Genomic DNA, 22,987 nt, shown 5'->3' with positions numbered 1-22,987 from the left:
GGAGTGCCCACCGTGCCCGCACTCACACGGTCGCTGCGACGCTCACTCCTCGAACCCCGAGTACGGACGCCGGTGTGTGCTTCGAATCAGGTCCTCGTCCGACACCCGCAGGCCGAGTTCGTCCAACTCCTCCCCGATGCGGGTCAGGTCGTCGCCGTCGACGCCGATGGCCTGCACGAGGACGTTCCGTTCGCCGCTCACCACCTCCTGTACCTCCACCACGCCGGGTACCTCGGCGGCCGCGGCCGCGAGTTCCTCCCGGTCCGGCATCGGTGCGGTGCAGACGATGAGTGTGAACAGTTGGTGGCCGGCGGCCTCGTAGTCCACGTCGGCGTGGTAGCCCCGGATGATGCCCTCGGACTCGAGTCGCTGGATGCGGTTCCTGACGGTGCTGGCCGACGCGTCGACCGACGCCGCCACGTCGCTCGACGAGGTGTGTCTGGCCTCTGCCTGCAGCAGGTAGAGAATTCGCCTGTCGAGGGCGTCGAGTTCTCCGACCGACATTCGGTCCCTCGATTCGACGGCCACGCAGTTAACGTTGCTCGCCGTTCGCCGTCGGTTCGGCAACGACCGGATTCGAGCAGGACGGTTCGGGAGAACGGTATATATACTCGCGGACAGCCACCACGTTCTAAGGCGTGGAGCGGGAATCGGAGAGCACTCACTACTATGAACGGAGTCGAGATAGGAATCCGTCTCGTCGCGGGCGTTCTACTCATCCTCGCGAACGGGTTCTTCGTCGCCATCGAGTTCGCACTGACGCGTGCGCGTCAGTTCACCGAAGACGAGTTCATCGACGGGAACCCGAAACTGGAGCGCGCGTGGGAGATGACGCAGGACCTCGAACTGTATCTCACGACCTGTCAGGTCGGAATCACGGCGTCGAGTATCGCGGTCGGTATCGTCGCCGAACCCGCGCTGGCGGCGCTCTTCGAGCCGCTGTTCGCCGGGTCGGTGTTCGCGACCATCGGCGCCGGCGCGCTCATCGCGTACGCCATCATCAACCTCGTCCACCTGACGCACGGCGAACAGGCGCCGACGTACCTCGGCGTCGAGCGCTCGCGCATGGTGTGCCGGTACGGCGCGACGCCGCTCTACTGGTTCTACGTCGTCATCTCGCCGCTCATCTCGTTCGGCGACTCCGTGGCGAAGTGGACCCTCAAACTGTTCGGCATCGAGATGACCGGCGCGTGGCTGGAAGCCGAGGAGGACGCCATCGAGACGCGGGCCCAACTGCGCAACCGGATGAGTTCCCTGCTGGACCGAGGCGAACTCTCCGAGGAGCGCCACGACGAGATTCTGGGCGCGCTGGAGGCCGGGACGAGGGAGGTGCGGGACGTGATGGTTCCCGTAGACGACGTGGTCTTCCTCTCGACGGACGCCTCGGCCGAGGAGAACCTCCGGCGGGTGTCGGAGACGCCGCACACCCGGTATCCGCTCGTGGGCGCGGACCGAGAGACGGTCGAGGGCGTCGTCTACGTTCCGAGCGTCATCGACCGCATCGAGGAGTTGAAAGCGGGCGACGTCACCTTCGCCGACATCGCGGCTCCGCCGATGACCGTCTCGGCGGACACGACCGTGAGCGACGCCATCGACCGGTTCCAGGCCGAACGACAGGAACTCGCGCTGGTGTTCGAAGACGGCGATACCGTGGGTCTCCTCACCGCCACGGACGCGCTGGAGACCGTGATGGGCGAACTGGAAGACCCCCTCGGCGACGGACAGCAGTCGACCGGAACCGGCGCCGAAACCGGAACCGGACGAGGCAGTCCGACGTCCGGCTAACGCCCCCGCGAGCACCGGCGTAACACCGCTCACACAACGGCTATCTTCCCGCCCGCCGTTCCCTCCCCGTGAATTCCTCCGCGGTATCCTCCGCCGACCGTTCCGTCGGCGTCTTCGCCCTCGCCACCGTCCTCGTCGGCGTCGGCGTCTTCGGCTACGGCCTGTTGCTCGTTCCCCTGTCGCTCCTCGGCGGCGCGTGGATAGCGGCTATCGGGGCCGCGCTGGCGCTCTCGGGGCTGTTCGCCACGGCGTGGGTCGGCGACCGACTGGGGCTCTCGTCGTCCGCGCGACGCACGCTCTCGCTGTCGTTCGCCGTCGTCGCCTTCCTGCTGTTCGCGTCGTTCGTCGCCGTCGACTCCGCCTCGGTCGAGTCGTTCGCCGAATCGGCCTGAACGGCGTCTTCAGACCCGCTCCGGGTAGTCCATCTGTTCTGCGACCGTGGCTCGCGTCTCGGCGTCGGTCAGTCGCTCCACGAGGTGGAGACCGAGGTCCAGCGCGGAGGTGACGCCGCGGGCGGTCACGACGTCACCCTCGTCCGCGACGCGTTCGTCGCTCACCTCGCAGTACGCGGCGAGTTCGTCGGTCGCCGCGGGGTGCGTCGTCGCCGTCTTCCCGTCGAGGAATCCCGCCGCGCCGAGGAGCAGCGACCCGGTACAGACGGACGCGATGAGGTCCGCGTCGGCGGTCCGAAGCCACGCGAGGAAGTGGTCGTCCGTCTGCAACTCCCGCGTGCCCGCGCCGCCGGGGACGACGACCAGGTCGTAGTCGGCGAGCGACTCCCCGACGCTGTCGGCCTCGAACCGGAGGTTCGCCGTCGCCGTCACCGTCTCCGCGCGGGCGCAGACGTCCCACTCGAACGGGAACGGGGCGAGGTCCATCGTGTCCAGCCGGGTCAGCGGGTCGAACGCCCCGACGAAGTCGAGCGCGGTCATGTCGTCGAAGGCGACGAACGCGGTGCGCATGCGCTCGCTTCGGCGGGCGAGGAGAAGAACCCCACCGCCGCTCCGGTAGCTTTTCGCCGCCGCACCGAGACGGTGCGCTGTGCTCCGTCGTCGCGTCGGCTACCTCTCGCTCGGACTCGCCCTCGCGTTGCTCGTCGCCGCCAGCGCCGTCTCCACGCTCTCGGCGTTCGGCGACGCGACGGTCGGTGAGTTCGCCCTCACGTACGTCGTCTCTCGGGGACTGACCGTCGTCGCCACTGCACTCGTCGTCGCCGGGGCGTACCTCGTCGTCGAACGGGCCGTCGCCGCCCGACTCGACAGCAAGCGCCGGGCGCACGACGTGCGGAACGTCCTCCGACTCGCCTTCGGACTGGTCGGCGTCGTGGCCGTCCTCGGCGTCGCCACCGACCAGTGGGTCGGACTCCTCTTCTCGCTCGGTATCGTCGGATTCGCCGTCACGTTCGCGCTCCAACAGCCGTTGCTGTCGTTCGTCGGCTAGTTCTACGTCATGCTCAAACGGCCGTTCTCCGTCGGCGACCGAGTCGAGATAGACGAGACGCGCGGCGACGTCGTGGACGTGGGATTTCTGGCGACGACGCTGTGGGAGGTGAACGGACCGCTCGTCTCCACGGGGCAACCGTCCGGTCGGGTCGTCACGGTCCCGAACGCGCAGGTGCTTTCCACGCAGGTGATGAACTACTCCGCCCTGTTCGCGCACGTCTGGACGGAGGTGAGCGTTCAGGTCGCCTACGAGACGGACCTCGCGTTCGCGCGGTCGGTGATGGTCGAGACGGCCGACGACCTGCTGGGCGACGAGATGAACGCCGCCGTCGACCGCTACCGCAACGAACTGGCGGAGACGCCCGTCGACCTCGACGTGAACGCCGAGCCGACGGTCAACGTCGTGCAGGAGGAGTCGTGGCTGACGCTCCGACTCCGCTTTCTCTCACACCCCAGGCAGATAACTCGGAACCAGAACGCGCTGTACGAGGAGATCGTCGCACGGTTCAACGAGGAACCCGACCGAGTGCGGTTCCCCCTCGGTCGGAACCGGTGACGGCCGCCCCGACAGTCGCTCGGACGGCTTCGAAACCCCGATACTCGTCGCCCGCCTGAACGTGGACGATGGAGTTCGAATCCGGGGCGATTCCGCTGGCGGACCTCGACGGGCCGTTCGACCTGCAGGCCACGTTGGAGAGCGGGCAGTCGTACCTCTGGGACCGCGCGGACGGCCGGATGTACGAGTCGATGGACGTCCACGGCGGCGACGCGTGGTACGAGACGGTCGTCCCCCCCATCGCGGGCGTCTCCGACGACCGGGTCGTCGTCCGCGTCCGACAGACCGACGGTCGGTTGGAGTGGGAGGCGACGGCCGACGCGGTGCCGATTCTCACGCACCTGCTCCGACTGGACGACGACCTGACGGCGATACTCGACGCGACGCCGGACGACCCACTGCTCGAACGCGCGTACGACGCCTACGAGGGGATGCGCCTCGTCCGCGACCCGCCGTTCGCCTGCCTCGTCTCGTTCATCTGTTCGGCGCAGATGCGCGTCTCGCGCATCCACGGGATGCAGATGCGCCTCGCGCGGGAGTACGGCGACGCGGTGACCGTCGCGGGCGAGACGTACCGGGCGTTCCCGACGCCCGACCAGTTGGCGGCGCGGACCGAGTCGGAACTGCGCGACCAGAGTCTGGGCTACCGCGCGCCGTACGTCCGGCGGACGGCCGAGATGGTCGCCGACGGCGAGGCGCACCCGACGGAGGCCCTCGAACTGCCGTACGAGGAGGCGCGCGAGTCGCTGAAGCGGTTCGTCGGCGTCGGTGACAAGGTGGCCGACTGCGTGTTGCTGTTCTCGCTGGGGTTCCTCGAGGCCGTCCCGCTAGACACGTGGATTCAGACGGCCATCGCCGACCACTACCCCGAGTGCGACGCCGGGACCTACGCCGAGACGTCGCGCGCCATCCGGGACCGCCTCGGCGGCGACTACGCCGGGTACGCGCAGACGTACGTGTTCTACTACCTCCGCGCGGGCGGCGAGTGACCCGTCCGGCCGTCGCCGGGCGTCCGACCGACGGCGTCGGGGACCGCTGACCGTCCTAAACCTTCGGGCTAACCTTCTTGCGGCGTCCGACGTAACGATATACTGTCATGGACTGCAGAGTCGTCGTCGAGGCCGCGGTTCCCGTCTACGACGTCGAGACGGCGGACGAGGCGATTCGCATCGCCATCGCCAAGACGGGTGAGATGCTGAACCCGGACCTCAACTACGTCGAGATTAGCATGGGCTCGCGCACGTCCCCGTCGGGCGAGGACCTCCCGCCCGCGTTCGTCGCCGCCGACGAGGCGTTGGTGGCGCTCGAACTGGAGATGACCGTGTTCAACGTCGAACAGGAGGAGCACGCCGCCCGCATCGCGCGAAAGGAGATCGGCCAGCGACTGGAGAACGTCCCCCTGAAGGTGTTGCGAGTCGAGGTGCTCCCGTCCGACGAGGAGGAAGAGGAGGAACGGGACGCGGCGTCCGACGACGACCTCATCCCGGAGTTCGACGACCTCGTCGACGAGGGGTGACCGCGCGCGGCCGCCTCGTCGACTCCCTTCTCGCGCGCGCCGGTTAGAAGCCACCTAACGCGCTCCATCTCCGCCACGACTGCAGAGCGCTGCCGCTCGGGAGTTCGGGTGTCGAGGAGTCGCTGTTCGGCTCTCGATTTAGTCTGCGTGCGGTGCGACGGCTTCTTGCTCGGCCTCGTCGAGGGACGACGTTATTCCCTTCACGAGTTTGAAAACAGCAGCTTTGTGGTCGGTCTTCGACTTGTGAATCGACGTCGGTCGGACGCCGAGTTCGTTGTAAGCTGTGAGTGGAACTTCGTCGTCGTCCCACTCCTCGATCTGTGTGTGTACTTCCGCGAGCAGGCCGTGCAGGTGGATGAGTTCCTGCTTCTTCATGAGCAAACCTGAGTTGAGACTGGAGGATTATATTACTATCTTGACCCTCGTTAGCATGCCTCCGTCGAAATCACCGGAATACGCGATTTTGGGCCAGTTTCTCGTACTTTAGATTGTTATGAAATATCTGTTACACGCGAACTAATCGCGCTCGGTCCAGATTAGTCATTCGATTGACAGCCGTGGTGGATGACGCTCGGACGCGTCTCGAGACGACGGCGGCGACGGCAGGGAACGAGCCGAAACCCACGAACGTTTTAGCCCACGGATACCGTTCGGGCACGTATGGACTACGAGGACCAACTCGAGAAGGCACTGGATGAGTCACCGGATGTCGCCGGCGGCGGCAGTCGGTTCCAGGTCCCCGAACCGCAGGTCCGTCCAGAGGGCAACGCGACGGTGTACGAGAACTTCGACGAGACGTGCGACCGCCTCGCGCGCGAACCCTCTCACCTGATGAAGGCACTGCAGTCCGAACTCGGGACGAGCGCGCAGATAGACGAGAAGGGTCGTCTCCGACTCACCGGCGACTTCAATCAGCGACGCGTCCAGGAGGCTCTCGACGCGTACGTCGACGACTACGTCCTCTGTAGCGAGTGCGACTCGCCGGACACGCGCCTGGTCACCGAACGCGGCGCGACGGTGCTGAAGTGCGACGCGTGCGGTGCGCTCTCGGCGATTCCGGACCTGTAGAGGGGGACCGCGGGCAGACGCCGCGTGGCCGGCGCGTCGCGCCGTCCGCTACTCGAACTGCTTTACCGTCTCGAGGTCGCGTTCCGTCCGCATGAACTCGGCGAGGCGGCGGGTCGCGCCGCACGCGGAGCACGTCTGATTCTGCTTCAGGTCGGGGAGATTCGACGGACTCGCTTCCCAGTCCTTTCCACACTCGGGACACAGCAGCCGGACAAACGCTTCGACCATGCCTCCAACTGACTCCCGGTGTACGAATAAAGGTTTCCGCAAAGAGAAATTCGCCACCCGCGCCGCGTTCAGGCGAACAGGCCCGCATCGTCCACTTCGAGCAGCTCCTTGTACCGGTTGCGGATGGTCACTTCCGAGATGTTGGCCACCTCGCTCACCTCGCTCTGCGTCACCTTCTCGTTGGTGAGCAGCGCGGCCGCGTAGACGGCGGCCGCCGCGAGGCCGACGGGCGATTTGCCCGAGTGGATGCCGGCCTCCTTCGCGTTCCGGAGCAGTTCGCGCGCCTGTCGTTCGGCCTCGTCGGAGATGTCGAGTTCCGAGGCGAACCGCGGGACGTACTGCTCGGGGTCGGCGGGCTCGATCTGGAGCTTCAGTTCGCGGACGACGTAGCGGTACGTCCGGGTCAGCTCCATCTTGTCGACGCGGGAGACGGTCTCCAGTTCGTCGAGCGACCGGGGCGTGCCGGCCTGCCGCGCCGCGGCGTACAGCGCCGCGGTGGCGACGCCCTCGATGGAGCGGCCGGGGAGCAGGTCGTCGTCCAGCGCGCGGCGGTAGATGACGCTGGCCGTCTCGCGGACGTTCTCCGGCAGTCCGAGCGCCGACGCCATCCGGTCTATCTCGCCGAGCGCCTGCTTCAGGTTGCGCTCCTTGGAGTTCCGGGTGCGGAAGCGCTCGTTCCACGTGCGGAGCCGCTGCATCTGCTCGCGCTGGCTCGAAGAGAGCGCCTTGCCGTAGGCGTCCTTGTTCTGCCAGCCGATGTTGGTCGACAGCCCCTTGTCGTGCATCATCCGGGTCGTCGGTGCGCCGACGCGGGACTTCGAGTCGCGCTCGGCCGAGTCGAACGCGCGCCACTCCGGACCGCGGTCGACGGCGTCCGTCTCGACGACGAGACCGCAGTCGCTGCAGACCGTCTCGCCGTGGGCCTCGTCGGTCACCAGCGTGCCGCCGCACTCCGGACACGCCTGTATCTCCGACTCCGTTTCGCTCTCGTCCTCGCTCTCCGCCGCCGTCTCGGTGGCGTCCGTCCGCCGCCGGTCGGTACTCACGTACTCTCTGATTTTTGTGTCGCTCATGGTGGGATGCGGACCCCTCGCCAACCGGGTAAAGAGCGGAGAAGTGAGAGAGACTCCGGATGGGCTGAGTCCTTACCCATAGTAATCATCGAGAGTATTTAAACCTTTTCCCAATTTGGACCCCAGAAAACCGCCGTACGGAACCGAATAATCGTCAAAAACCGGCGGTTCGGAGCGACGTGCCACTCGGTACCAAATTAGACTTATCACTTTCGGACTTCCGGGCGCCACGACAGGGCGTCGCCGGCGCAAAGGGAGCACATATTTATGCTTCTGTTTCGGACCGGGACAGTGTGCTCTCTGGCGTCCTTCCGGACCGGTACAACACGACGAACCTGCGGCGACTCGTCAGAGACCCCACTCTGCTCGCGGAGGAACTCGGCAACGTCCGACGGTCCGCGGCCCGGGTCCTGAACAACGTCCGATTCCGCGCGACCCACGGCGACCCGTTCGACGTGATGGCCGAAGACTGGGACGTGCTCGTCCTCCTCGACGCCTGCCGCGCGGACTTCTACCGGGAGGAGACGCCGTTCTCCGGCGACGTGGAGACCCGACTCTCCCGCGGGTCGGGGACGCCGGAGTTCCTCCGAGAGAACTTCCGCGACCAGACGTTCCACGACACCGTCTACGTCTCCTCGAACCCGTACGTCCCGACGCTCCAACCCGACTCGTTCCACGCCATCCTGCCGCTTCTCGACGAGTGGGACGAGTCGCGAGGGACGGTCCTCCCGGACACGCTGACCGAGTCGGCCGTCGAGGCCGCCGCGGAGTTCCCCGACAAGCGACTCGTCGTCCACTACATGCAACCGCACACGCCCCACCTGGGTCCGACGGCGGACCGCATCCGCGAACGGGTCGGACTCCGCGGGTGGGACCGCTACCACGTCCACGACGGCCAGAGCAAGGTGAACGCGGGGCGGTCCATCTGGGACCTCGTGCAGGACGGCACGGTGGCCCACGAGACGATGCTGCAGTCCTACCGCGAGAGCCTGCAGGTGGGCCTCGAGAGCGTCGAACGCCTCGTCTCGGCGGTGGACGGCAAAGTCGTCGTCTCCGCGGACCACGGCGAGATGCTCGGCGAGCGACTCGTCCCCTTCGGCCCGCGGGAGTTCGGTCACACGACCGGTCTGCTCACCGAACCGCTCCGAATCGTCCCGTGGCAGGTCGTCCAGACCGACCCCCGCCGCGACGTCGTCTCCGACCCGCCCGTCGAGAGCGAGACGCTGACCGAGGAGGAGACCGAACAGCGACTGCGTGCGCTCGGGTACGTCGAGTAGCCGTCCGCGCGACTGCGGGTCTCGCCACCGGCCCCGCGGGCCGCCGCTACAGCCAGCTCTCCCGCTGGAAGTGGACGACGAGGACGAGCGTGACGAGCGTCATCCCCAGCATCACCGCCGGGTACGCGTACGGCCACGACAGTTCGGGGAGGTTCCACGCCCCGCCGGCGAAGTTCATCCCGTAGACGCCGACGACGAACGTGAGCGGGATGAAGATGGTCGCGACGACGGTGAGTTGGCGCATCACCTCGTTCGTGGACTGCGAGAGGGTGTTCAGGTAGATGTCTCGCGCCCCGCGCGCCAGGTCCCGGTACGTCTCCGTCAGGTCAACTATCTCCACCAACTGGTCGTACACGTCGCGGAAGTACTTCTCTGTCGGGTCGCGAACGTGCGCCGCGTCGCCGCGTGCGAGGACCGAGAGGGCCTCCCGGGTCGGCCACGCCACCTTCCGGAACGAGAGCAGGTCCCGGCGGACCGCGTTGAGACCGTCCAGCACGGACGGGTCGGGCCCTTCGAGTACGCCGTCCTCTATCTCCTCGATGGTGGTCTCTATCTCGTCGAGCAGTCCGAAGTAGCCGTCCACGATGCGGTCGAGGACGCGGTACGCCGCGAAGTCCGGACCGTTGGCGAGGACGCGCCCCTCGCGGTTCTCGACGGACCGCCAGACCCGTTCGACGGCGGGCACCGTCGTCTCCTCTACGGTCAGCGTGAGCACCCAGTCCTCGCCGACGAACAGGCCCACCGGTCGCGTCTCCACCTCCTCGTCGAACGTCGTCTCGCCGCGCCGGAGCGACGCCGTCTTCACGAGGACGAACGTGTGGTCGGGGAACTCCTCGGTCTTGGGTCGCACGTCGTTCCGGATGTCCTCGAGTTCGAGCGCGTGAATCGAGAAGACGCGCGAGATGGCGTCCATCTCCTCGGCCGTCGCGGCGGCGACGCGGACCCACGTCGTCCCGTCGGCGTTCCGGGCCGCTTCGAGGTCGGACTCGGAGTCGACCGTCACCGTCTCGACGCCGCCCGCGTCGTACACGTGCGCTGCGATCACGCTCGGTCCCCACCCGTTCCGATGGCCACCAGCGTCACGCCGACCATGAGGCCGACGATGGACGCCGACCGACCCGGATACGGCGCGACGACGCCGGCGCCGTACCCGAGTAGCGAGAGCGCCGTGAGGACGCCCCCGGCGGTCCGTTCGCGGTTCATGCGCGTACGTCCCGCGCGGGGGAGAAAAGCGTTGTTCGGGCGTCGGACGGATTGCGGGCGGACGGATGGCGGGCGGACGGATGACGGTCAGAGCCGTTCGGTCGTGCCCGCCCGGGCCGGTGACCGCTCAGACCGGGTGTTCGATGGCGCGCATCATCGACAGCACGTTGCCCTCCTCGCCGCCGAGTTGCTGCGGGTAGACGCCGACGGCGACGATGAAGTCCTCACCGTCGCGGTACTTCGTGACGTGGACGTAGACGTCCACCTCCTGGCCCTCGACGTTCGCCACCGCGGCGTACTTCGTCACCTGCGTCTCCTGTCCCTGCACGGTGATGGTCTGCGAACTCACCTCGTCGACGTCGCTGAGGCCCTGGTATCGGCTCTGCACCAGCCCGACGAGTTCGCGGTTCGAGTAGTCGCCGATGGGGTTCAGCGTCCGGCCCGCTATCTCGACGGCGGGCGAGGAGATGACGGTGAACACGCCCAGTTTCGCCTCGAAGATACCGAGGTCCAGCGTCTTCTCGTACGTGTTCACCTGGTTCTTCGCGACGACTCGGCGTTCCTCCCCGGCGACGGTGAACGTCTCGTTCACCTCGACGACGCGGGGCCCGTCCGTCGCGTACCCCGCGCTCTGCGCCGCGGACTCGTCCACGCCGGCGGGTTCGGCGGCGAACGTGAGCGATTCCTCGCCGGTCAGAAAGCCGATACAGCCTGTCGTCGTCGTGAGTACCGCCACCGCGAGGGTCACGGCGACGATACGACGGGTGCTCATAGCGACGATGGCTATTTCGGCCACACGAATAAACCCGTGGGCTGGCCGTTCAGCGCGTCAGACGTCCGTCACGTCCCGCGCTCGTCGCCGTCACGCGCACCTCTGCACCGTCACGCGCACCTCGACGCCTTGCACCGCGCTACCGGTCGGCCGTCTCCTCTCTCGTCTCGTCGTCGGAGTCGGAGTCGGCCTCTGCCGCCTCGTCGTCGGTGTAGCCGCGCCGCTCGTTCTCCCGGCGGACGACGCGCGCGACGTACCAGCAGTAGACGAGCGTGACGAACGGGAAGACGAGCGCCGACGAGAACCACAGGTGGCGGGAGTACCCCCACTCGACGCCCTGTTGCCGCAGCGACCGGACGTCGAGGAAGATGAGGCCCGCGAAGAAGGCGTGCATCACGAGGACGACGGCGAAGATTCCCGTCCAGCCGACGCCGAACGCGGGGACGACGAGGAGGATGACCGCGCCGAGTCCCCAGATGATGAGCAGGAGGCGGCGGTAGACGCTCCCAACTCTCGGCTCCCGTTGCTCTTCGACCTGTCGGCCGCGACGATAACCGTCGCCGTGATGACCGCTCATGTCAGTCCCGTCCGCCGCCCGGAGTAAAAGCCCGTCGCGGCGTCCTCACCCCAGGTAGTTCACCGTCACGTCGTGCGGTCCCTCCGGCGTCGACAGCGTCACTCGGTCGGCGAGGGCGTCGCGAACGGCCTCGCGCCACGCCGCGACGGCCTCCGCGTGACGCTCGCGGTGTCGCTCCGGCGTGTACGGTTCCTCGGACGCTCGGAGTTCGTCGCCCGTCTCGTCCACGGTCGGAAACGCCGGCGTCTCGCGCAGCAGTCGTTCCGGCGGGACGTGAATCGGTCGCACGTCGCCGTCGTACTCGCCCTCTGCGCCGTCGAGGTGGAGACGAGCACGCATCCGCCCCGCGAACGGCGGCGTCACCCGCAGGACGGCGCTCCGGTCGCGTCGCTCGTTGGCTTCGAGCGCGGTGAGCACGTCGTCGGTCGTCACCGCGAGCGACCGTATCCGGCGCGCCTCGGACCGATGCGGGTCGCCCGCCTCGGAGCGCCCGTCGTCAGTCACTGGTCACGCGCGTCGGACCGTATTGCGGGCCGAGTTCCCCATCGCACTCCGGGCACGTCGACCGGAACGACCCCGCCGAGACCCGGTTGCCACAGTCGCGACAGACGAAAGGTGTCCGCTCACTCATCGTTGACGACGCACTGTTGGGGTGCCGCCATGTTAAACGTTACCGCAAGACGGACCGTCGCGGCTCCGCGCACTTCGCTATCTAGCGCCGCGTTTCCCGACGCGCTATCCGCATAGCTACGACGCTTTCCGTTCCGGGTGCCCGGGAGACGAGCGTGACGATGCCAGGCAGACGCCGCGACGTCGACTATACGTTCCTGTGGGGGTTCGACTGTCCCCGCTGTGGGGGCGACACCGACGTGTTCGCGGACGACGCGACTGACACGTACGGCTGGATCTGCCCGCGAACGGACTGTCAGGCCGTCGGATTCGGGTTCGAGTCTCGACGCGCGGCGCGGAGAGGACTCCGCGAGTACCGCGAGCGACACAGCACCTCAGGAACCGGACGATAGGCCGGGCCGCGCTCCGCCGGACCGCGACCAACCGTCCGCGTTCGGCCACTCAGTCGACGACGGGACCGTCCCCGCTCGACGCTGTCGCGTCGGCGACCGACGCAATGAACGCGCGCACCCCCTCTGCGGCACGTTCGGCGTCGGGTCCGAGCCAGAGCAGGTGGTCGGCCTTCAGGCGCAGGAGGCTCGCGTCCGGCACCGCGTCCGCCACGAACTCGGCGTGCGCGATGGGGACCGCACCGTCGAACTCGCCGTGAATCACCAGCACGGGACACCGGATGCTGTCGTACTCCACCAGCGGGAGTTCGCGGAACCAGCGCTCGTCGTTCAGCGTCCCCTCGACGCGCACGCTCGTCGGCAGAATCGTCGACGCGAAGTCGAGCGCGCGGCCCCGCTGTTCCGGGTTCGTCGTGACGAAGTCGACGTACGACGCCAGCTCCTCGCCCTCCAGCGTCGAGAGACCGGCGTGCATCCCCCGGACGAAGCCGTCCGGGTTCACGCGCCGCAGCACCGCCATCAGGCCCGACCGCACGTCGAGGACGGGCGCGCTCGTGAGCAGCGGGTCGAGGAGCGGATTGCCCGTGTCGAACATTCGCTCGTCGAACGCGGTGGTGACCGCGGAGCCGAGAATCACCCCCGACACCCGTTCCGGATAGCCGGCAGCGAGGTGGAGCGCCGACGGCCCGCCACCCGAGAGTCCGACCACCAGCGTCCGCTCGATTCCGAGTTCGTCCAGCATCGCGTCCAACAGCGCCGCCTGTTCGCCCGGGGAGCGGTTGTCGCCCAGCGGCGTCCGCAGGTAGCCGGGGCGCGACGGCGCGATAATCTCGAACCCGTCCGGGGACACCGCCTCGCCCAACTGGAGCGCCTGGTCGTACCCGCCGGGGTCGCCGTGGAGAACCAGAACCGGGTCGCCCGCGCCCCGCCGGGCGACTTCGATGGCTCCGCGCCTCGTCTCCACCAGTTCGCTCCCCGCCGCGAGTTCGTCGAGCCGGTCCCGCTTCCACCGCCACAGCGAGAGCCCGCCCGCTCCGAGGAGCAGCCCGATTCCACCCGCCACCGTCCGCATCGTTCGGTTCATGACCGTCCGACTAGACGCTCGAAAACGGCATAACCGCGCGTAGTGAGTCTCGGTCCGTGAGAAGCCGCCGAAGCCCGTCGTCGGACGCGGATGAATCCCGACACGACGCTACCGCGGATTCCCTCACGATACTGGGCACCTCCGTCCTGCTTCAGTCTCGCTGGAGTTCGTCTGTAACTCGGGAGTCTCCGCTGATACCATCCATTGGCAGTTTCAATCCCGCTGGGATTCGTCGGGGGCGTTCCAGTGGTGGCGGTGTCGGGCGCAGTTCTCCGACCGGGGCAACGGTCGAACCGACACACGCTTGCTGCTGCTGCGACCACGATGTCCCGTTCGACATCGACCAATTGTACGAGCGGACCGAGTAAGACGCGGAACGCACGTCGCTGAGCGATACCCAGTGCGAGACGCACCTTCGGACGATCAAATCCGTCTACGTCACATCCCGCGTGGTGAGCGCTCACAGAACTCCACTCCGCATTTGACGTCTCGGAGAGTACGACTTCCGAACGTTTCTGCCGCGGCGTGACGCGATTTGCGGAGGAGACGCTGCCGAAGCGCACCGGTGCACGCTCCCTCGGTAGAACGGGCGGTCCGACCGAGACTCCGTCAGTACATCCGTTCTCCGTGCCGGGCGGTTCCGCTTCTCGGGTGAAAGAGAACGAAACGGCCAACAGAGAGCAGCCCAGGGCAGAGGGCCGAAGGGGCGGACCGGAAAGGGAGCGGGATGGGGGGAGCGTTGGGTGGGATCTGAGACGGGCAAGTGGTCGGATACTCCGATTCCGCCTCCGACCGGGGGCGGACACACGTCTCTACTCGGTGGGCGTAGATTAAACGCGCTCCACTGTTTCTGAGTCAGAAGCTACGTACTCGCCACGAAATTATCGCGAAGACGAATATCGAGACGGCTGCCACCGTCGCTGTCCCGAAGATGCTGAGAGGACGGTTACACGAGGTGTCTCCGCCAGAAAGCCGGGAGGGGAGTCAGTACTTCGAGGGGGAACCGACGGGTTCGGTGACTGCATCCCGACCGGACTCAGAGCGAGACGAATCACTGTCGAAGGTCGAGACGCGGACGGAGAACCCGTCGCCGTCGAGTTCGAGTTCGACGCCCTCGACGACGGCATCAAAAACCCGACGGTGGTGTCCGCGTTCGTCGTACGTCATCTCCGTACGGACTAGGCCGGCGTCCTGAAGGCGTTCGAGCCGTCGGTACACCGTCGATCGAGAGATGTCACGCTCCTCGGCGATGGTTCGGGCGGCCTTCGGTTCGCTCCGAATCGCCGCCAGACACTCGCGTACGTACTCGTCACCGAGTAGTTCGACCAGCGTCGAGAGCGAGCAGTTCGAACTGTTCGTTTGATTCGATGCTGTACTGCCGTGTCGAGTCGATGTTGTCTGCACCGTTCACCCACCGTCACGAAACGACTCACACTACTGGGACTGAAAGCTACCGTCAACGTGAGTCGTGTCCCCCCGAATTCGGGGGGCTAGTACTATTGTGTCGTCCGTATCGTCGGACACCAGACGGCATCGAGGAGACACGCTACGACTGCATTCTCGAGACTGACGGCGGAGACCACGGTATCTCGACGTGAGAGTCGTCGCTCTCGGGAGAGAGAACGTCAGTCTCCGGCGGAGACCTGCCCGTTCTGTGATGAGAGTCGCGTCGAGTTGCTCTTCGTCACGGTAACGGCGACGCCGTCGTCAGACACGTCGACTGAAATCGACCGGAGTGTCGACACGAACGTCCGTCGGTGGTGTCCGTCGACGGCAAGGGCGGTCCCCGACTCGACGAGTCCGGCGTCTTCGAGGTCGTTCAGACGTCGATACACCGTCGGCTTGGACGCACCGCATCCTTCGATGATCTCCCGCGCCGTCCGCGGTTCGGCTCGAATCAGTTCGAGGATGGTCTGCGTGTACTCGGTGTTCAGCAGCGACAGGAGGTCCGTGTCACCCCGTTCCTCGGTCACGTTCGGTTTCTTCGCCTCCGTTTCTTCGCGTCGAGACATCGCGAGGGACATTTCGTATCGGACAGTCGTTCTCGTTCCACGGCCCCAAAACTGGTGTCAACGAACGTTTCCTCCGGTTCGGGCTGGTGGCTAGCTATATTACTCTGTCACCAGTTCTCACGGTCGCTGGGACGCCGAACTGTTGCAGACTCTGAAACACGGAGAGGTTCGTTACGTACGAGTGGGTTACAGTCTGAGGTACGGATGAGAGACGAGTGTCAGCCGCGGAGAGGCGACCGGGGACGTCCGAACCGTCGTTTATCGCCGTCCTGTCACCCGGACGAACCGCGGAGAACGAAGCTTTCACACTCGAAAGGAAGCCAATCCAGCCGGAGACCTCCGAACGAGGCCACCGAGTCGGAGCGCTCGGGACCGTCCGTCGGTCCGGTGAACGAGACGCACCGGGCCGACTTCGTATCCAAAGCGTCCGACCGGCGAGATAGTGCAGGCGTCCCAGTTCACCCCTCCCTCGAGTGGCTGACGACCGCGAAGACGGTCGGCACTGGCCCCGACCGGCAAGTGCTCGTCGTCGGAGACACCGTCGTCGGCGTGTTCCTCTGTGCGCTTCTTCGAGACGCCGGATACGACCCGCTCCTGCTCGAGAGACCCGACCAGGTCGTCGAGTCGCGCGTTACCCTCCTGTGGCCGTCGACGCTCGGCGTTCTCCGGACGGTCGGCGTCTCGCTCCGAGACATCGCGACAGTCGTCGACACTGTCTCGGTCGAGCGAATCGATTCGCGACGCTCTCACGCCACCCTCTCGCGAGAGGCGGCGGGCGAAGCCGAACCAGTCGTCGTTCGGACGCGAGACCTCCGTCGGGCACTCGAAGCGCAACTTCCCGTGACGCAGAACAGAACGAACCGACGCGTCGGTGCACTGTCCGACGAGGACGACGGCGTCGTCGTCGAGTTCGACGACGGTGTCCGGGAGTGGTTCGACGCGGTCGTCGATGCGAGCGGTACCTCTGTGGTCCGCCGGGCGGATCGGTCGTCGTCGTCGTTCACCCGGCTTCGGCAGCACGAGACAGCTGTCGACGTCGATAGCTCCTCCGACGGCGTACGAGAGGTCTGGTGCTCGGACGCCCTCGCACAACGGATACCGCTCCCGGACGGGACGGAGAGCGTGGTTCGAATTACGACACCAGAGGGCGCGATGCCGACGGCGCTCGACGGGACCGAGTGGACCGAAGCTCTGTCCATCGAACCGGATAGACTCGGGAGTGCGGTGGCCGAGACGGAACCGCGGGCCGTTCGACAACTCCGTCTTCGTGGCTCGGGTGCCGAACGAAGGTGGTGGGGAACCGGCCGCATCGCCTTTTGCGGACCGTCTGCGTATCCCGTCGCCCCGGCGAGTGGGCTCCGAGTTCCGCTCGGCATCGAAGACGCGGTGCAACTCGTCGTCGACCTCCGACAGGACTCGACGTCCGTCTCGGATGCGGTCAGCTCCTACGCCGCACACCGCCGAGACCGGCTCTCGGAGGTTCGCCGGCAGGCAACGAAGCTTCGGGCCGAACACGAGTATCCCGTGCGTACCCCTGAATCGCGGCTCTCCGCGCTCGGGTTGCTCCGCACGGTCGCGTTGGGGTCGTTCTGTGGCCCCGACCTGTTCGCACTGCAGCGAAACGCCTTCGAGTAGCAGGGCCGACGGGAACGACTCATACCGACTCGGTGTCGAACAGGAGACCGAACGTCTTCTTCTCGGCGAGTCGGAGGTGTTTGTTCAACGTCGGCTGGGTGATGCCGAGTCGGTCGGCCACCTCGCCACCGTCGTTCTCTCGGGGCCACTCGAAGTAGCCCGCCGACAGGGCCGTCTGTACGACCTCGAACTGCCTGTCGGTGAGTTCCGCTCTGACGCGGTCGGAGAGTTCCGCCGGCGTTCGGTCACGCCGTCGGTGTTGCCGCCTGGCGACGAGTTCGAGCGACGGTGCCATCTCCTGCAGTCGGCCGACGAACGACCGCACGTCCGCCTCCCCGGGAACCTCGACGGTGAGAGTCGTTTCGTCGGCGTCGGCCGAGGCATCGCGAATCACCCCGCCGTACTCGGCTAGCGGCGACCCGAACCACTCGTCGGCTCTGACCTCGAACACGGTCTTCGACGACGCCTCGCTCACGACGCTGACGTCTCCCGAAAACGTCCGGTCCGCCACTCGTGCAGTGTTGTCGGGGAGATCGCCCTCGAAGCGGACGTAGACGCTGGTCGGTCCGTCCTGCCGCGCGACCGTCCGTACGAGCGTGACCCGACAGTCGGCGGCGGCGGCGGCGCGAGCGAACGGGAGGGCCACGTTCGACCCGCGGAACTCCAGTTCGACCGACTCGTCGGATTCCAGCGCCCGCCTCCGCTCGATGGCCGCGAGAGCGTATCCGATCGAGGTTCCGAGTTGCGACAGCATCGCTCGCTCCCGTTCGTCGAACGCGTTCGGCGTATCCCTCCCGATAGTCAACACACCGTGCGTGATACCGTCGTACGTCAACGGAACCGCGCACAGCGATTGATACCCTTCGCTGAGGACGATCCGTCGCCAGTCTCCCGTCGGACCGTCGTCGACGATCGAATCCGCCACGCAGACCTCGTCGGTTCGCCACGTCGTGACGGTCGGATGCGGGTCGGCGGTGCTGTCGGTCGTGGTCAGGGCCATCTCGTCGACGTACTGGTCAGTCGCCCCGACGACGGTTCGTGCAGCGAGTCGATCCGTGCCGACGTCGATGCCGCCCGTCCAGGCGAGGTCGTACGGGCCGGAACCGGCGAGGCGATCACAGATCTCCTGTTCGACCTCCGCAGGGGCGGAGGCGTCTGTGATGGCGGCTTCCACCTGTTGGGCGAGGTGTGCGATCCGGTCCAGTCGGTCCGCGCGTTCGGTCTGTGTCCGGAGGCGTTCTTCCTGTGCGGCGAGTCGCTCTCTGCTCTGAAGGTGGCTGAAAGCGGCTTCGAGCGTCGCCGCGAGGACGTGAGCGGCCTGTATCGTGTCCGAGTCGAGCGACTGCTCGGGAGCGCCGACGAGAAGGACGCCATGGTTACCGAGGGCCATCGCACGCCACGCTTCGAGGTCCGACAGCGTGTCTGGTCTGGCGTCAGTCGCGCCGACGAAGCCGGAGCGACTGGTTCCGCCGTCCGAGGCGACGATCGTTCCGGTGGCGAACACCTCCCACAACGCCCCGTCACTCGGACCGACGCTGTCGGTCGCGACCGCCTCGGGGAACTGCCCCGAGAGTACCTCGGGGCGGAGGACGCCGTCGTCGTCATCGTACAGCAAAACCCCGACTGCAGGGAGTTCGAGCAGGTCGGTCGCCGCTTCGACGGCCTGACGCGCGGCTTCTTCGGGCGAGTCGGCCCTCGCGAGGTCGTCGGTCGCGTCGTCGAACGAGGCGATACGTCGCTCGCGGGCTTTTCGAGCCGTCACATCCCGACTGACGATTACGATTCGAGTCTCGCCCGCGCCCCACTCGGTCGGATAGTAGTCGGACTGCACCCATCGGATCGTTCCGTCCGTGCGCTCGATGCGGTACTCCTGCGAGTATCGGTCGTCTGCGGCGTCGGCGTCGACGTCGGCGACGATCGCTTCGACGGTCGACCGATACTCCTCCTCGTCGTCGGGATGTAACGTCCCGAAGAACCCGTCCTCGTTGGAGTCTCTGATCTGTTCGAGGGATTGTCCCCAGATCGACTCGTAGCCGGAACTGACGTAGTCCGGTGACTGTGAGGCCGCCGTGATCTCTTCGACCCGGGTGAGAAATATCGCCTCGTCGATCCGGTCGAGGATCGCGCTGAGTTTGCGTTCGGTGCGCCGACGTTCGGTGACGTCGCGTCCGATCGACACGTAGCGGACTCGCCCGCCGATCTCGACCGTCGTCCCCTCGATATCCAGCCAGCGTAGCTCCCCGTCGCGCGTCTCGACCGGCCACGTGATCTGCTTCGGGTCGCCCGTCTCGACGACCTCGTGGATGAACTCCCGGCCGGATTCCAGGGAGTAACCCTCTTGTTCGGGGGTGTAGCCGTCGACCCCCATCTCGAGTATCTCCGCGCGCTCGTAACCGAGCAGGTCGCAGAACGTCTCGTTGACGTCGACTAGCTCCGCCGTGTCCGAGTCGTGGACCGTGATGGCGTCGTGGACGCCGTCGAATATCTGTTCGTACTCGTGTTCGCGACGCTTTCGTTCCGTGACGTTCCGTTGCATGGAGACGACCCGCCTCTCTCCACCGATCTCGACGGGCGCTAACTTCGCCTCCAGCCACAGCAACTCGCCGTCTTTTCGTTCACCCCGCCACTCGACGGTCCGGGGTTCGCCGGTCTCAGCCACCTCTCTGATGAGTTTCGTTCCCCGTTCCTCGGTGTACCCTTCGTCGCTGACGCTGAGACCGCTGATTCCCAGCTCTCGTATCGTCCCGAGGTCGTCGTATCCCAGCATCTCGCGATAGGTATCGTTGACTTCGACTATCTCCCCAGTCGACGGGTCGAACACGGTGATGGCGTCTTGAACGCCGTTGAATATCTGCTCGTACTCACGCTCGCGACGCTTTCGCTCGGTCACGTCCCTGACGCTCCCCAACACGCGTTCGTTCCCTCTGATGTCGACGACGCTCAGGTGAACCTCGACGGGGTACGTCTCACCGTTCTTTCGTCGGTTTCGCCACTCGAACAGCTGTGAGCCCTGCTCGCGTGCCTCTTCGATAAGAGCCTCGGCACGCTCGTACTCGTGATCGGAGGCAGTGACGACGTCTATCGTCTCGCCCACAAGTTCGTCCCGCTCGTAGCCGTTCATCCGACAGAATCGCTCGTTCACGTCGACTATCCGGCCCGATTCGGGCTCGTGGATGACGAGTCCGTCCGAGACGTTCTCGAACACCCCTCGGTACGTCCGTTCGAGTTCACGCCGGTCGGTGACGTCTTCGACGATACCGACGAACCTCGTGTCGTCTCCGTCTTCCAGTTCGACGGGGTAGCCGGTGGCCCGGACCCACCGGACGTCCCCGCCGTCGGGACGAATTCGGTACTCGAAGACGTAGCTCTCGTCGGCGTCGCCGCGTTCGATGTCGGCGACCATCTCCTCGAAGTCGGCCTCGAACGACTCGCGGTCCCGCGGGTCGATGCTGTCGATGAATCCTCGTGGGTCGTCGTACAGCTTCTCGACGGACTCTCCCCAGAGTGTCTCGTAGGCGTCGTTCACGTAGAAGAGCTCCGAGAAATCCGGTTCCGAGAGGAAGATGACCTCGTCGATTCGGTCGGCGATGAGTCGGAAGCGCCGGTCGCTCTCCCGGAGTTCGCGGCCGCGTTCGACCCTCTCGAGTGCGGTCGTCGCGTGGCGGGCCAGGATGCGAGCGGCGGTGCGAGTGACTGCCTCGAACTCCCCACCGCCCGGTTCGGCCGCGCCGAACAGTCCGTGGTCGCCCAGTGGGAGGAGGATCGCAGCCTTCGACTGGTCGCCTTCGTCCCAGTCGGCCGTGTCGACGACCCGGGGCTCGTTCTCCGTGTATGCCACGTAACCCTCGTCTCCCGGTTCGAACGTGCTCGCGTTGTTGTCGGACGAGGCACCGCCCCATTGGTCTCCGTACCCGGCGACCGATGTCAGCGACTCCTCGCTCTTTCCTTCGACCCAGCACGCCGGATTCGCGAGCCCCAGCACGTTTTCGGCGGCGTCGACGACCGCTTCGCAGACCTCCTGTCTCGTCTCGGCGTTTTGGACTTCGTCCGTCGACTCGTGGAGGCGGCGGACCGTTTTTTCTCGCCGCTTCCGGTCCGTAACGTCGGTGTACCACACGTACGCGTCGGTCGCCGAGTCGTCCTCCGAGCTCGACCCAAAGTGGATAACCTTGAACTGGAAGTTCCTGACGCCGTCGGCAGTCAATCGCCGCGCTTCGCGCTCGACCGGTTCGCCACGGACGACCTTCTCTCGGAGCCGTTCGTGTTGCTCACGTTCGTCGGCTGGAACGACCGCATCGACGACGCTCGTACCGACGACGTCGGCCGAAGGAAAGCCGAACACCTCCTCGAATGCCGGATTCACCTCACGTATGATCGGCTCACCGCCCTCGAATCGGACTCTGATGACCGGGTCGGGGTTGTTCTGGAACAGGACCGATCGCCGGTCCCGTTCCCGTTCGAGGCGGCGTTCGTACTCTCGTCGCTCGGTCACGTCTCGCGAGAGCGCGAGCACCCGATCTTCCCCGTCGATGGTGGCCGGCGCGAGGTTCGTCTCCAGCAGTCGGCGGTCCCCCGACGCCGTCTCTATCATCCACTCGACGGTCTCTGACTCGCCGCTGGCGGCGACGCGTTGCTGCATCTCGTACGCGCGGCCCTCGCTGAACCCGAGGTCGGTGTCGCTGACCCCGCCAACGTCCATCTCGAGGAGCGTCTCGTGGCCGTAGCCGGTCAACTCGCTCATCGTCTCGTTGACGTCGAGCATCTCTTCGGCCCACGGGTCGTGAATAGAGATGACGTCGTTGACGTTGTCGAACACCTGCTCGTATCGGTGTTCGTGACGGCGACGCTCGGTGATATCCACCGACGTCGAGAGGACGACCTCCCGGTTGCCGACGCGAACCGACGACAGCCGTGCATCGGACCACCGTACCTCCCCGTCGGCGGTCTTGAGTGGCCACTGGATCTCCAGCGACTCGTCCCGCTCGGCGACGCTGGAGAAGACGTCCATCGCACGCTCGTGGTCGTATCCCGGCACGTGAGCGATGAGTTCCCCGAACCGCATCGTCCGAATCGTCTCGCGGTCGTACCCGAGTAGTTCACAGAACGTTCGATTGGCGTGGACCATGTGGCCCGTCTCCGCGTCGTGAACCGTCGTGGCTTCCGAACCCTCGTCGTACAACTCCCGAAAGCTCGTCAGGGCGTGTTCCCGTTCGACGACCTCGACGATCCTCTCTACGACCACGTCGGGGTCGGTATCGACGAGTCTACGCGGAAGAACGTCGGCCGCTCCCGCAGAGACCGCGTCTGCGACTCGCTCGTCAGCCCAGCCTGCGACGAGTAACACGACAGGGACGTTCGGCCACCCGTCCTGCCAACGCTCGACGACGGTCTCGCTCTCATCGTCCGATTCCGACGTTTCGACCACTAAGCAATCGGCCGTTCCGTCGCTCGGTGCTCCCGCTTCCACCACTTCGGGATCGACGACGTGGAGTGACAGACCTCGTTCCTTCTCCCGACCTTCGAGGGTCTCGACGAGCGTTTCCGTCCCCACTACCGCCCCCTGCAGCGAGTGAGACCCGACAGGAAACATGTTCCTACCTCTGTCTCGCTCCCTGTAAATCGTTCGTCGTGTGAGCGATACGATATATGAAACTGGAACAGCCGGGCGGTTCCGGTACTCAAAGCAGCCTCGGGTCTGACTGCTGTGCGTTCGCTACCACCCGACTGTTCAACCTCGGGC

Annotated in this window: 21 protein-coding genes and 1 pseudogene; 8 read left to right on the top strand and 14 right to left on the bottom strand. The window is 66.2% G+C overall.

Translation table 11 applies throughout. The annotated features are described in order from the left end of the window. Positions 1-42 precede the first annotated feature (42 nt). On the bottom strand, positions 43-504 hold the full coding sequence (locus BM310_RS18995; RefSeq protein ID WP_089810775.1) for an Lrp/AsnC family transcriptional regulator: 462 nt from the start codon (positions 502-504) through the stop codon (positions 43-45). Positions 505-669: 165 nt separating this feature from the next. Here BM310_RS18995 and BM310_RS18990 point away from each other — a divergent pair, with 165 nt between their 5' ends. Both BM310_RS18990 and BM310_RS18985 read left to right on the top strand, forming a co-directional pair. Beyond that, entirely contained in the window at positions 670-1,785 is a 1,116-nt protein-coding gene (locus BM310_RS18990) for a CNNM domain-containing protein (protein ID WP_089810773.1), read from the top strand. Between the two features lie 68 nt (positions 1,786-1,853). After that, complete coding sequence (locus BM310_RS18985) at positions 1,854-2,177, top strand: hypothetical protein (RefSeq protein WP_089810771.1); 324 nt, start codon at positions 1,854-1,856, stop codon at positions 2,175-2,177. Between the two features lie 9 nt (positions 2,178-2,186). Here the strand turns inward: BM310_RS18985 and BM310_RS18980 are convergent, their stop codons facing one another. After that, complete coding sequence (locus tag BM310_RS18980) at positions 2,187-2,747, bottom strand: DJ-1/PfpI family protein (RefSeq protein WP_089810769.1); 561 nt, start codon at positions 2,745-2,747, stop codon at positions 2,187-2,189. Positions 2,748-2,826: 79 nt separating this feature from the next. Between BM310_RS18980 and BM310_RS18975 the strand changes: the two are divergent. The 3 genes and pseudogenes from BM310_RS18975 to BM310_RS18965 all read left to right on the top strand — a co-directional run bounded on the left by BM310_RS18975 (position 2,827) and on the right by BM310_RS18965 (position 5,299). Next, positions 2,827-3,783, top strand: a pseudogene (locus BM310_RS18975) (mechanosensitive ion channel family protein). 68 nt (positions 3,784-3,851) lie between these two features. After that, positions 3,852-4,772 (top strand): DNA-3-methyladenine glycosylase family protein, encoded by a 921-nt coding sequence (locus tag BM310_RS18970; protein WP_089810767.1) that lies wholly within the window; start codon positions 3,852-3,854, stop codon positions 4,770-4,772. Between the two features lie 107 nt (positions 4,773-4,879). After that, on the top strand, positions 4,880-5,299 hold the full coding sequence (locus BM310_RS18965; protein WP_089810765.1) for a DUF555 domain-containing protein: 420 nt from the start codon (positions 4,880-4,882) through the stop codon (positions 5,297-5,299). 138 nt (positions 5,300-5,437) lie between these two features. Here the strand turns inward: BM310_RS18965 and BM310_RS18960 are convergent, their stop codons facing one another. Then, on the bottom strand, positions 5,438-5,674 hold the full coding sequence (locus BM310_RS18960) for a UPF0058 family protein (RefSeq protein WP_089810763.1): 237 nt from the start codon (positions 5,672-5,674) through the stop codon (positions 5,438-5,440). A gap of 285 nt (positions 5,675-5,959) precedes the next feature. Here BM310_RS18960 and BM310_RS18955 point away from each other — a divergent pair, with 285 nt between their 5' ends. Then, complete coding sequence (locus BM310_RS18955; protein ID WP_089810761.1) at positions 5,960-6,367, top strand: translation initiation factor IF-2 subunit beta; 408 nt, start codon at positions 5,960-5,962, stop codon at positions 6,365-6,367. Positions 6,368-6,415: 48 nt separating this feature from the next. On the opposite strand, the gene BM310_RS18950 is transcribed toward BM310_RS18955, so the two are convergent. Next, the gene (locus BM310_RS18950; protein WP_089810760.1) at positions 6,416-6,595 is read right to left on the bottom strand and encodes a DUF7836 family putative zinc-binding protein; all 180 of its coding nucleotides are present in this window, start codon (positions 6,593-6,595) and stop codon (positions 6,416-6,418) included. A 68-nt stretch (positions 6,596-6,663) separates the two neighbouring features. Further along, positions 6,664-7,668, bottom strand: a complete 1,005-nt coding sequence (locus BM310_RS18945) for a transcription initiation factor IIB (protein WP_089810758.1) — start codon at positions 7,666-7,668, stop codon at positions 6,664-6,666. Between the two features lie 293 nt (positions 7,669-7,961). On the opposite strand from BM310_RS18945, the gene BM310_RS18940 reads away from it, so the two are divergent. Then, a complete protein-coding gene (locus BM310_RS18940) occupies positions 7,962-8,945 on the top strand; it encodes an alkaline phosphatase family protein (protein ID WP_089810756.1) in 984 nt (327 codons plus the stop codon). 46 nt (positions 8,946-8,991) lie between these two features. Here BM310_RS18940 and corA read toward each other — a convergent pair whose 3' ends face one another. The 8 genes from corA to BM310_RS18900 all read right to left on the bottom strand — a co-directional run bounded on the left by corA (position 8,992) and on the right by BM310_RS18900 (position 15,573). Then, positions 8,992-9,990, bottom strand: a complete 999-nt coding sequence (gene corA / locus BM310_RS18935) for a magnesium/cobalt transporter CorA (RefSeq protein ID WP_089810754.1) — start codon at positions 9,988-9,990, stop codon at positions 8,992-8,994. Then, positions 9,987-10,148: a hypothetical protein gene (locus BM310_RS21570; protein WP_177232708.1), complete on the bottom strand. Its 162-nt coding sequence runs from the start codon at positions 10,146-10,148 to the stop codon at positions 9,987-9,989. The genes corA and BM310_RS21570 overlap by 4 nt, the downstream gene beginning before the upstream one ends. A 127-nt stretch (positions 10,149-10,275) precedes the next feature. Then, on the bottom strand, positions 10,276-10,920 hold the full coding sequence (locus tag BM310_RS18930) for a DUF6517 family protein (RefSeq protein WP_089810752.1): 645 nt from the start codon (positions 10,918-10,920) through the stop codon (positions 10,276-10,278). Positions 10,921-11,059: 139 nt separating this feature from the next. Then, positions 11,060-11,497: a hypothetical protein gene (locus tag BM310_RS18925; RefSeq protein ID WP_089810750.1), complete on the bottom strand. Its 438-nt coding sequence runs from the start codon at positions 11,495-11,497 to the stop codon at positions 11,060-11,062. A gap of 45 nt (positions 11,498-11,542) precedes the next feature. Continuing rightward, a complete protein-coding gene (locus BM310_RS18920) occupies positions 11,543-12,001 on the bottom strand; it encodes a hypothetical protein (RefSeq protein ID WP_089810748.1) in 459 nt (152 codons plus the stop codon). 567 nt (positions 12,002-12,568) lie between these two features. Next, positions 12,569-13,600, bottom strand: coding sequence for an alpha/beta fold hydrolase (locus tag BM310_RS18910; RefSeq protein WP_089810746.1), 1,032 nt, complete (start codon positions 13,598-13,600; stop codon positions 12,569-12,571). Between the two features lie 984 nt (positions 13,601-14,584). Next, positions 14,585-15,004, bottom strand: a complete 420-nt coding sequence (locus tag BM310_RS18905; RefSeq protein ID WP_089810744.1) for a winged helix-turn-helix domain-containing protein — start codon at positions 15,002-15,004, stop codon at positions 14,585-14,587. 221 nt (positions 15,005-15,225) lie between these two features. Beyond that, a complete protein-coding gene (locus BM310_RS18900; protein WP_177232707.1) occupies positions 15,226-15,573 on the bottom strand; it encodes an ArsR/SmtB family transcription factor in 348 nt (115 codons plus the stop codon). Positions 15,574-15,816: 243 nt separating this feature from the next. On the opposite strand from BM310_RS18900, the gene BM310_RS21960 reads away from it, so the two are divergent. After that, positions 15,817-17,247 (top strand): FAD-dependent oxidoreductase, encoded by a 1,431-nt coding sequence (locus tag BM310_RS21960; RefSeq protein WP_143105192.1) that lies wholly within the window; start codon positions 15,817-15,819, stop codon positions 17,245-17,247. 19 nt (positions 17,248-17,266) lie between these two features. Here the strand turns inward: BM310_RS21960 and BM310_RS18890 are convergent, their stop codons facing one another. Then, positions 17,267-22,489, bottom strand: coding sequence for a PAS domain S-box protein (locus BM310_RS18890; protein WP_177232706.1), 5,223 nt, complete (start codon positions 22,487-22,489; stop codon positions 17,267-17,269). Positions 22,490-22,987 lie beyond the last annotated feature (498 nt).

Source organism: Halogeometricum rufum, assembly GCF_900112175.1.
Lineage (GTDB): Archaea > Halobacteriota > Halobacteria > Halobacteriales > Haloferacaceae > Halogeometricum > Halogeometricum rufum.
This window is presented reverse-complemented; position numbering and strand designations above follow the sequence as displayed.

Bases quoted from the DNA above. Each gene is read 5' to 3' on its own strand.
- BM310_RS21960 (WP_143105192.1), top strand. From the start codon at position 15,817: ATGAGAGACGAGTGTCAGCCGCGGAGAGGCGACCGGGGACGTCCGAAC.
- BM310_RS18910 (WP_089810746.1), bottom strand. From the start codon at position 13,600: ATGAACCGAACGATGCGGACGGTGGCGGGTGGAATCGGGCTGCTCCTC.
- BM310_RS21570 (WP_177232708.1), bottom strand. From the start codon at position 10,148: ATGAACCGCGAACGGACCGCCGGGGGCGTCCTCACGGCGCTCTCGCTA.
- BM310_RS18990 (WP_089810773.1), top strand. From the start codon at position 670: ATGAACGGAGTCGAGATAGGAATCCGTCTCGTCGCGGGCGTTCTACTC.
- BM310_RS18945 (WP_089810758.1), bottom strand. From the start codon at position 7,668: ATGAGCGACACAAAAATCAGAGAGTACGTGAGTACCGACCGGCGGCGG.
- BM310_RS18980 (WP_089810769.1), bottom strand. From the start codon at position 2,747: ATGCGCACCGCGTTCGTCGCCTTCGACGACATGACCGCGCTCGACTTC.
- BM310_RS18970 (WP_089810767.1), top strand. From the start codon at position 3,852: ATGGAGTTCGAATCCGGGGCGATTCCGCTGGCGGACCTCGACGGGCCG.
- BM310_RS18930 (WP_089810752.1), bottom strand. From the start codon at position 10,920: ATGAGCACCCGTCGTATCGTCGCCGTGACCCTCGCGGTGGCGGTACTC.
- BM310_RS18950 (WP_089810760.1), bottom strand. From the start codon at position 6,595: ATGGTCGAAGCGTTTGTCCGGCTGCTGTGTCCCGAGTGTGGAAAGGAC.
- BM310_RS18960 (WP_089810763.1), bottom strand. From the start codon at position 5,674: ATGAAGAAGCAGGAACTCATCCACCTGCACGGCCTGCTCGCGGAAGTA.
- BM310_RS18925 (WP_089810750.1), bottom strand. From the start codon at position 11,497: ATGAGCGGTCATCACGGCGACGGTTATCGTCGCGGCCGACAGGTCGAA.
- BM310_RS18995 (WP_089810775.1), bottom strand. From the start codon at position 504: ATGTCGGTCGGAGAACTCGACGCCCTCGACAGGCGAATTCTCTACCTG.
- BM310_RS18965 (WP_089810765.1), top strand. From the start codon at position 4,880: ATGGACTGCAGAGTCGTCGTCGAGGCCGCGGTTCCCGTCTACGACGTC.
- BM310_RS18955 (WP_089810761.1), top strand. From the start codon at position 5,960: ATGGACTACGAGGACCAACTCGAGAAGGCACTGGATGAGTCACCGGAT.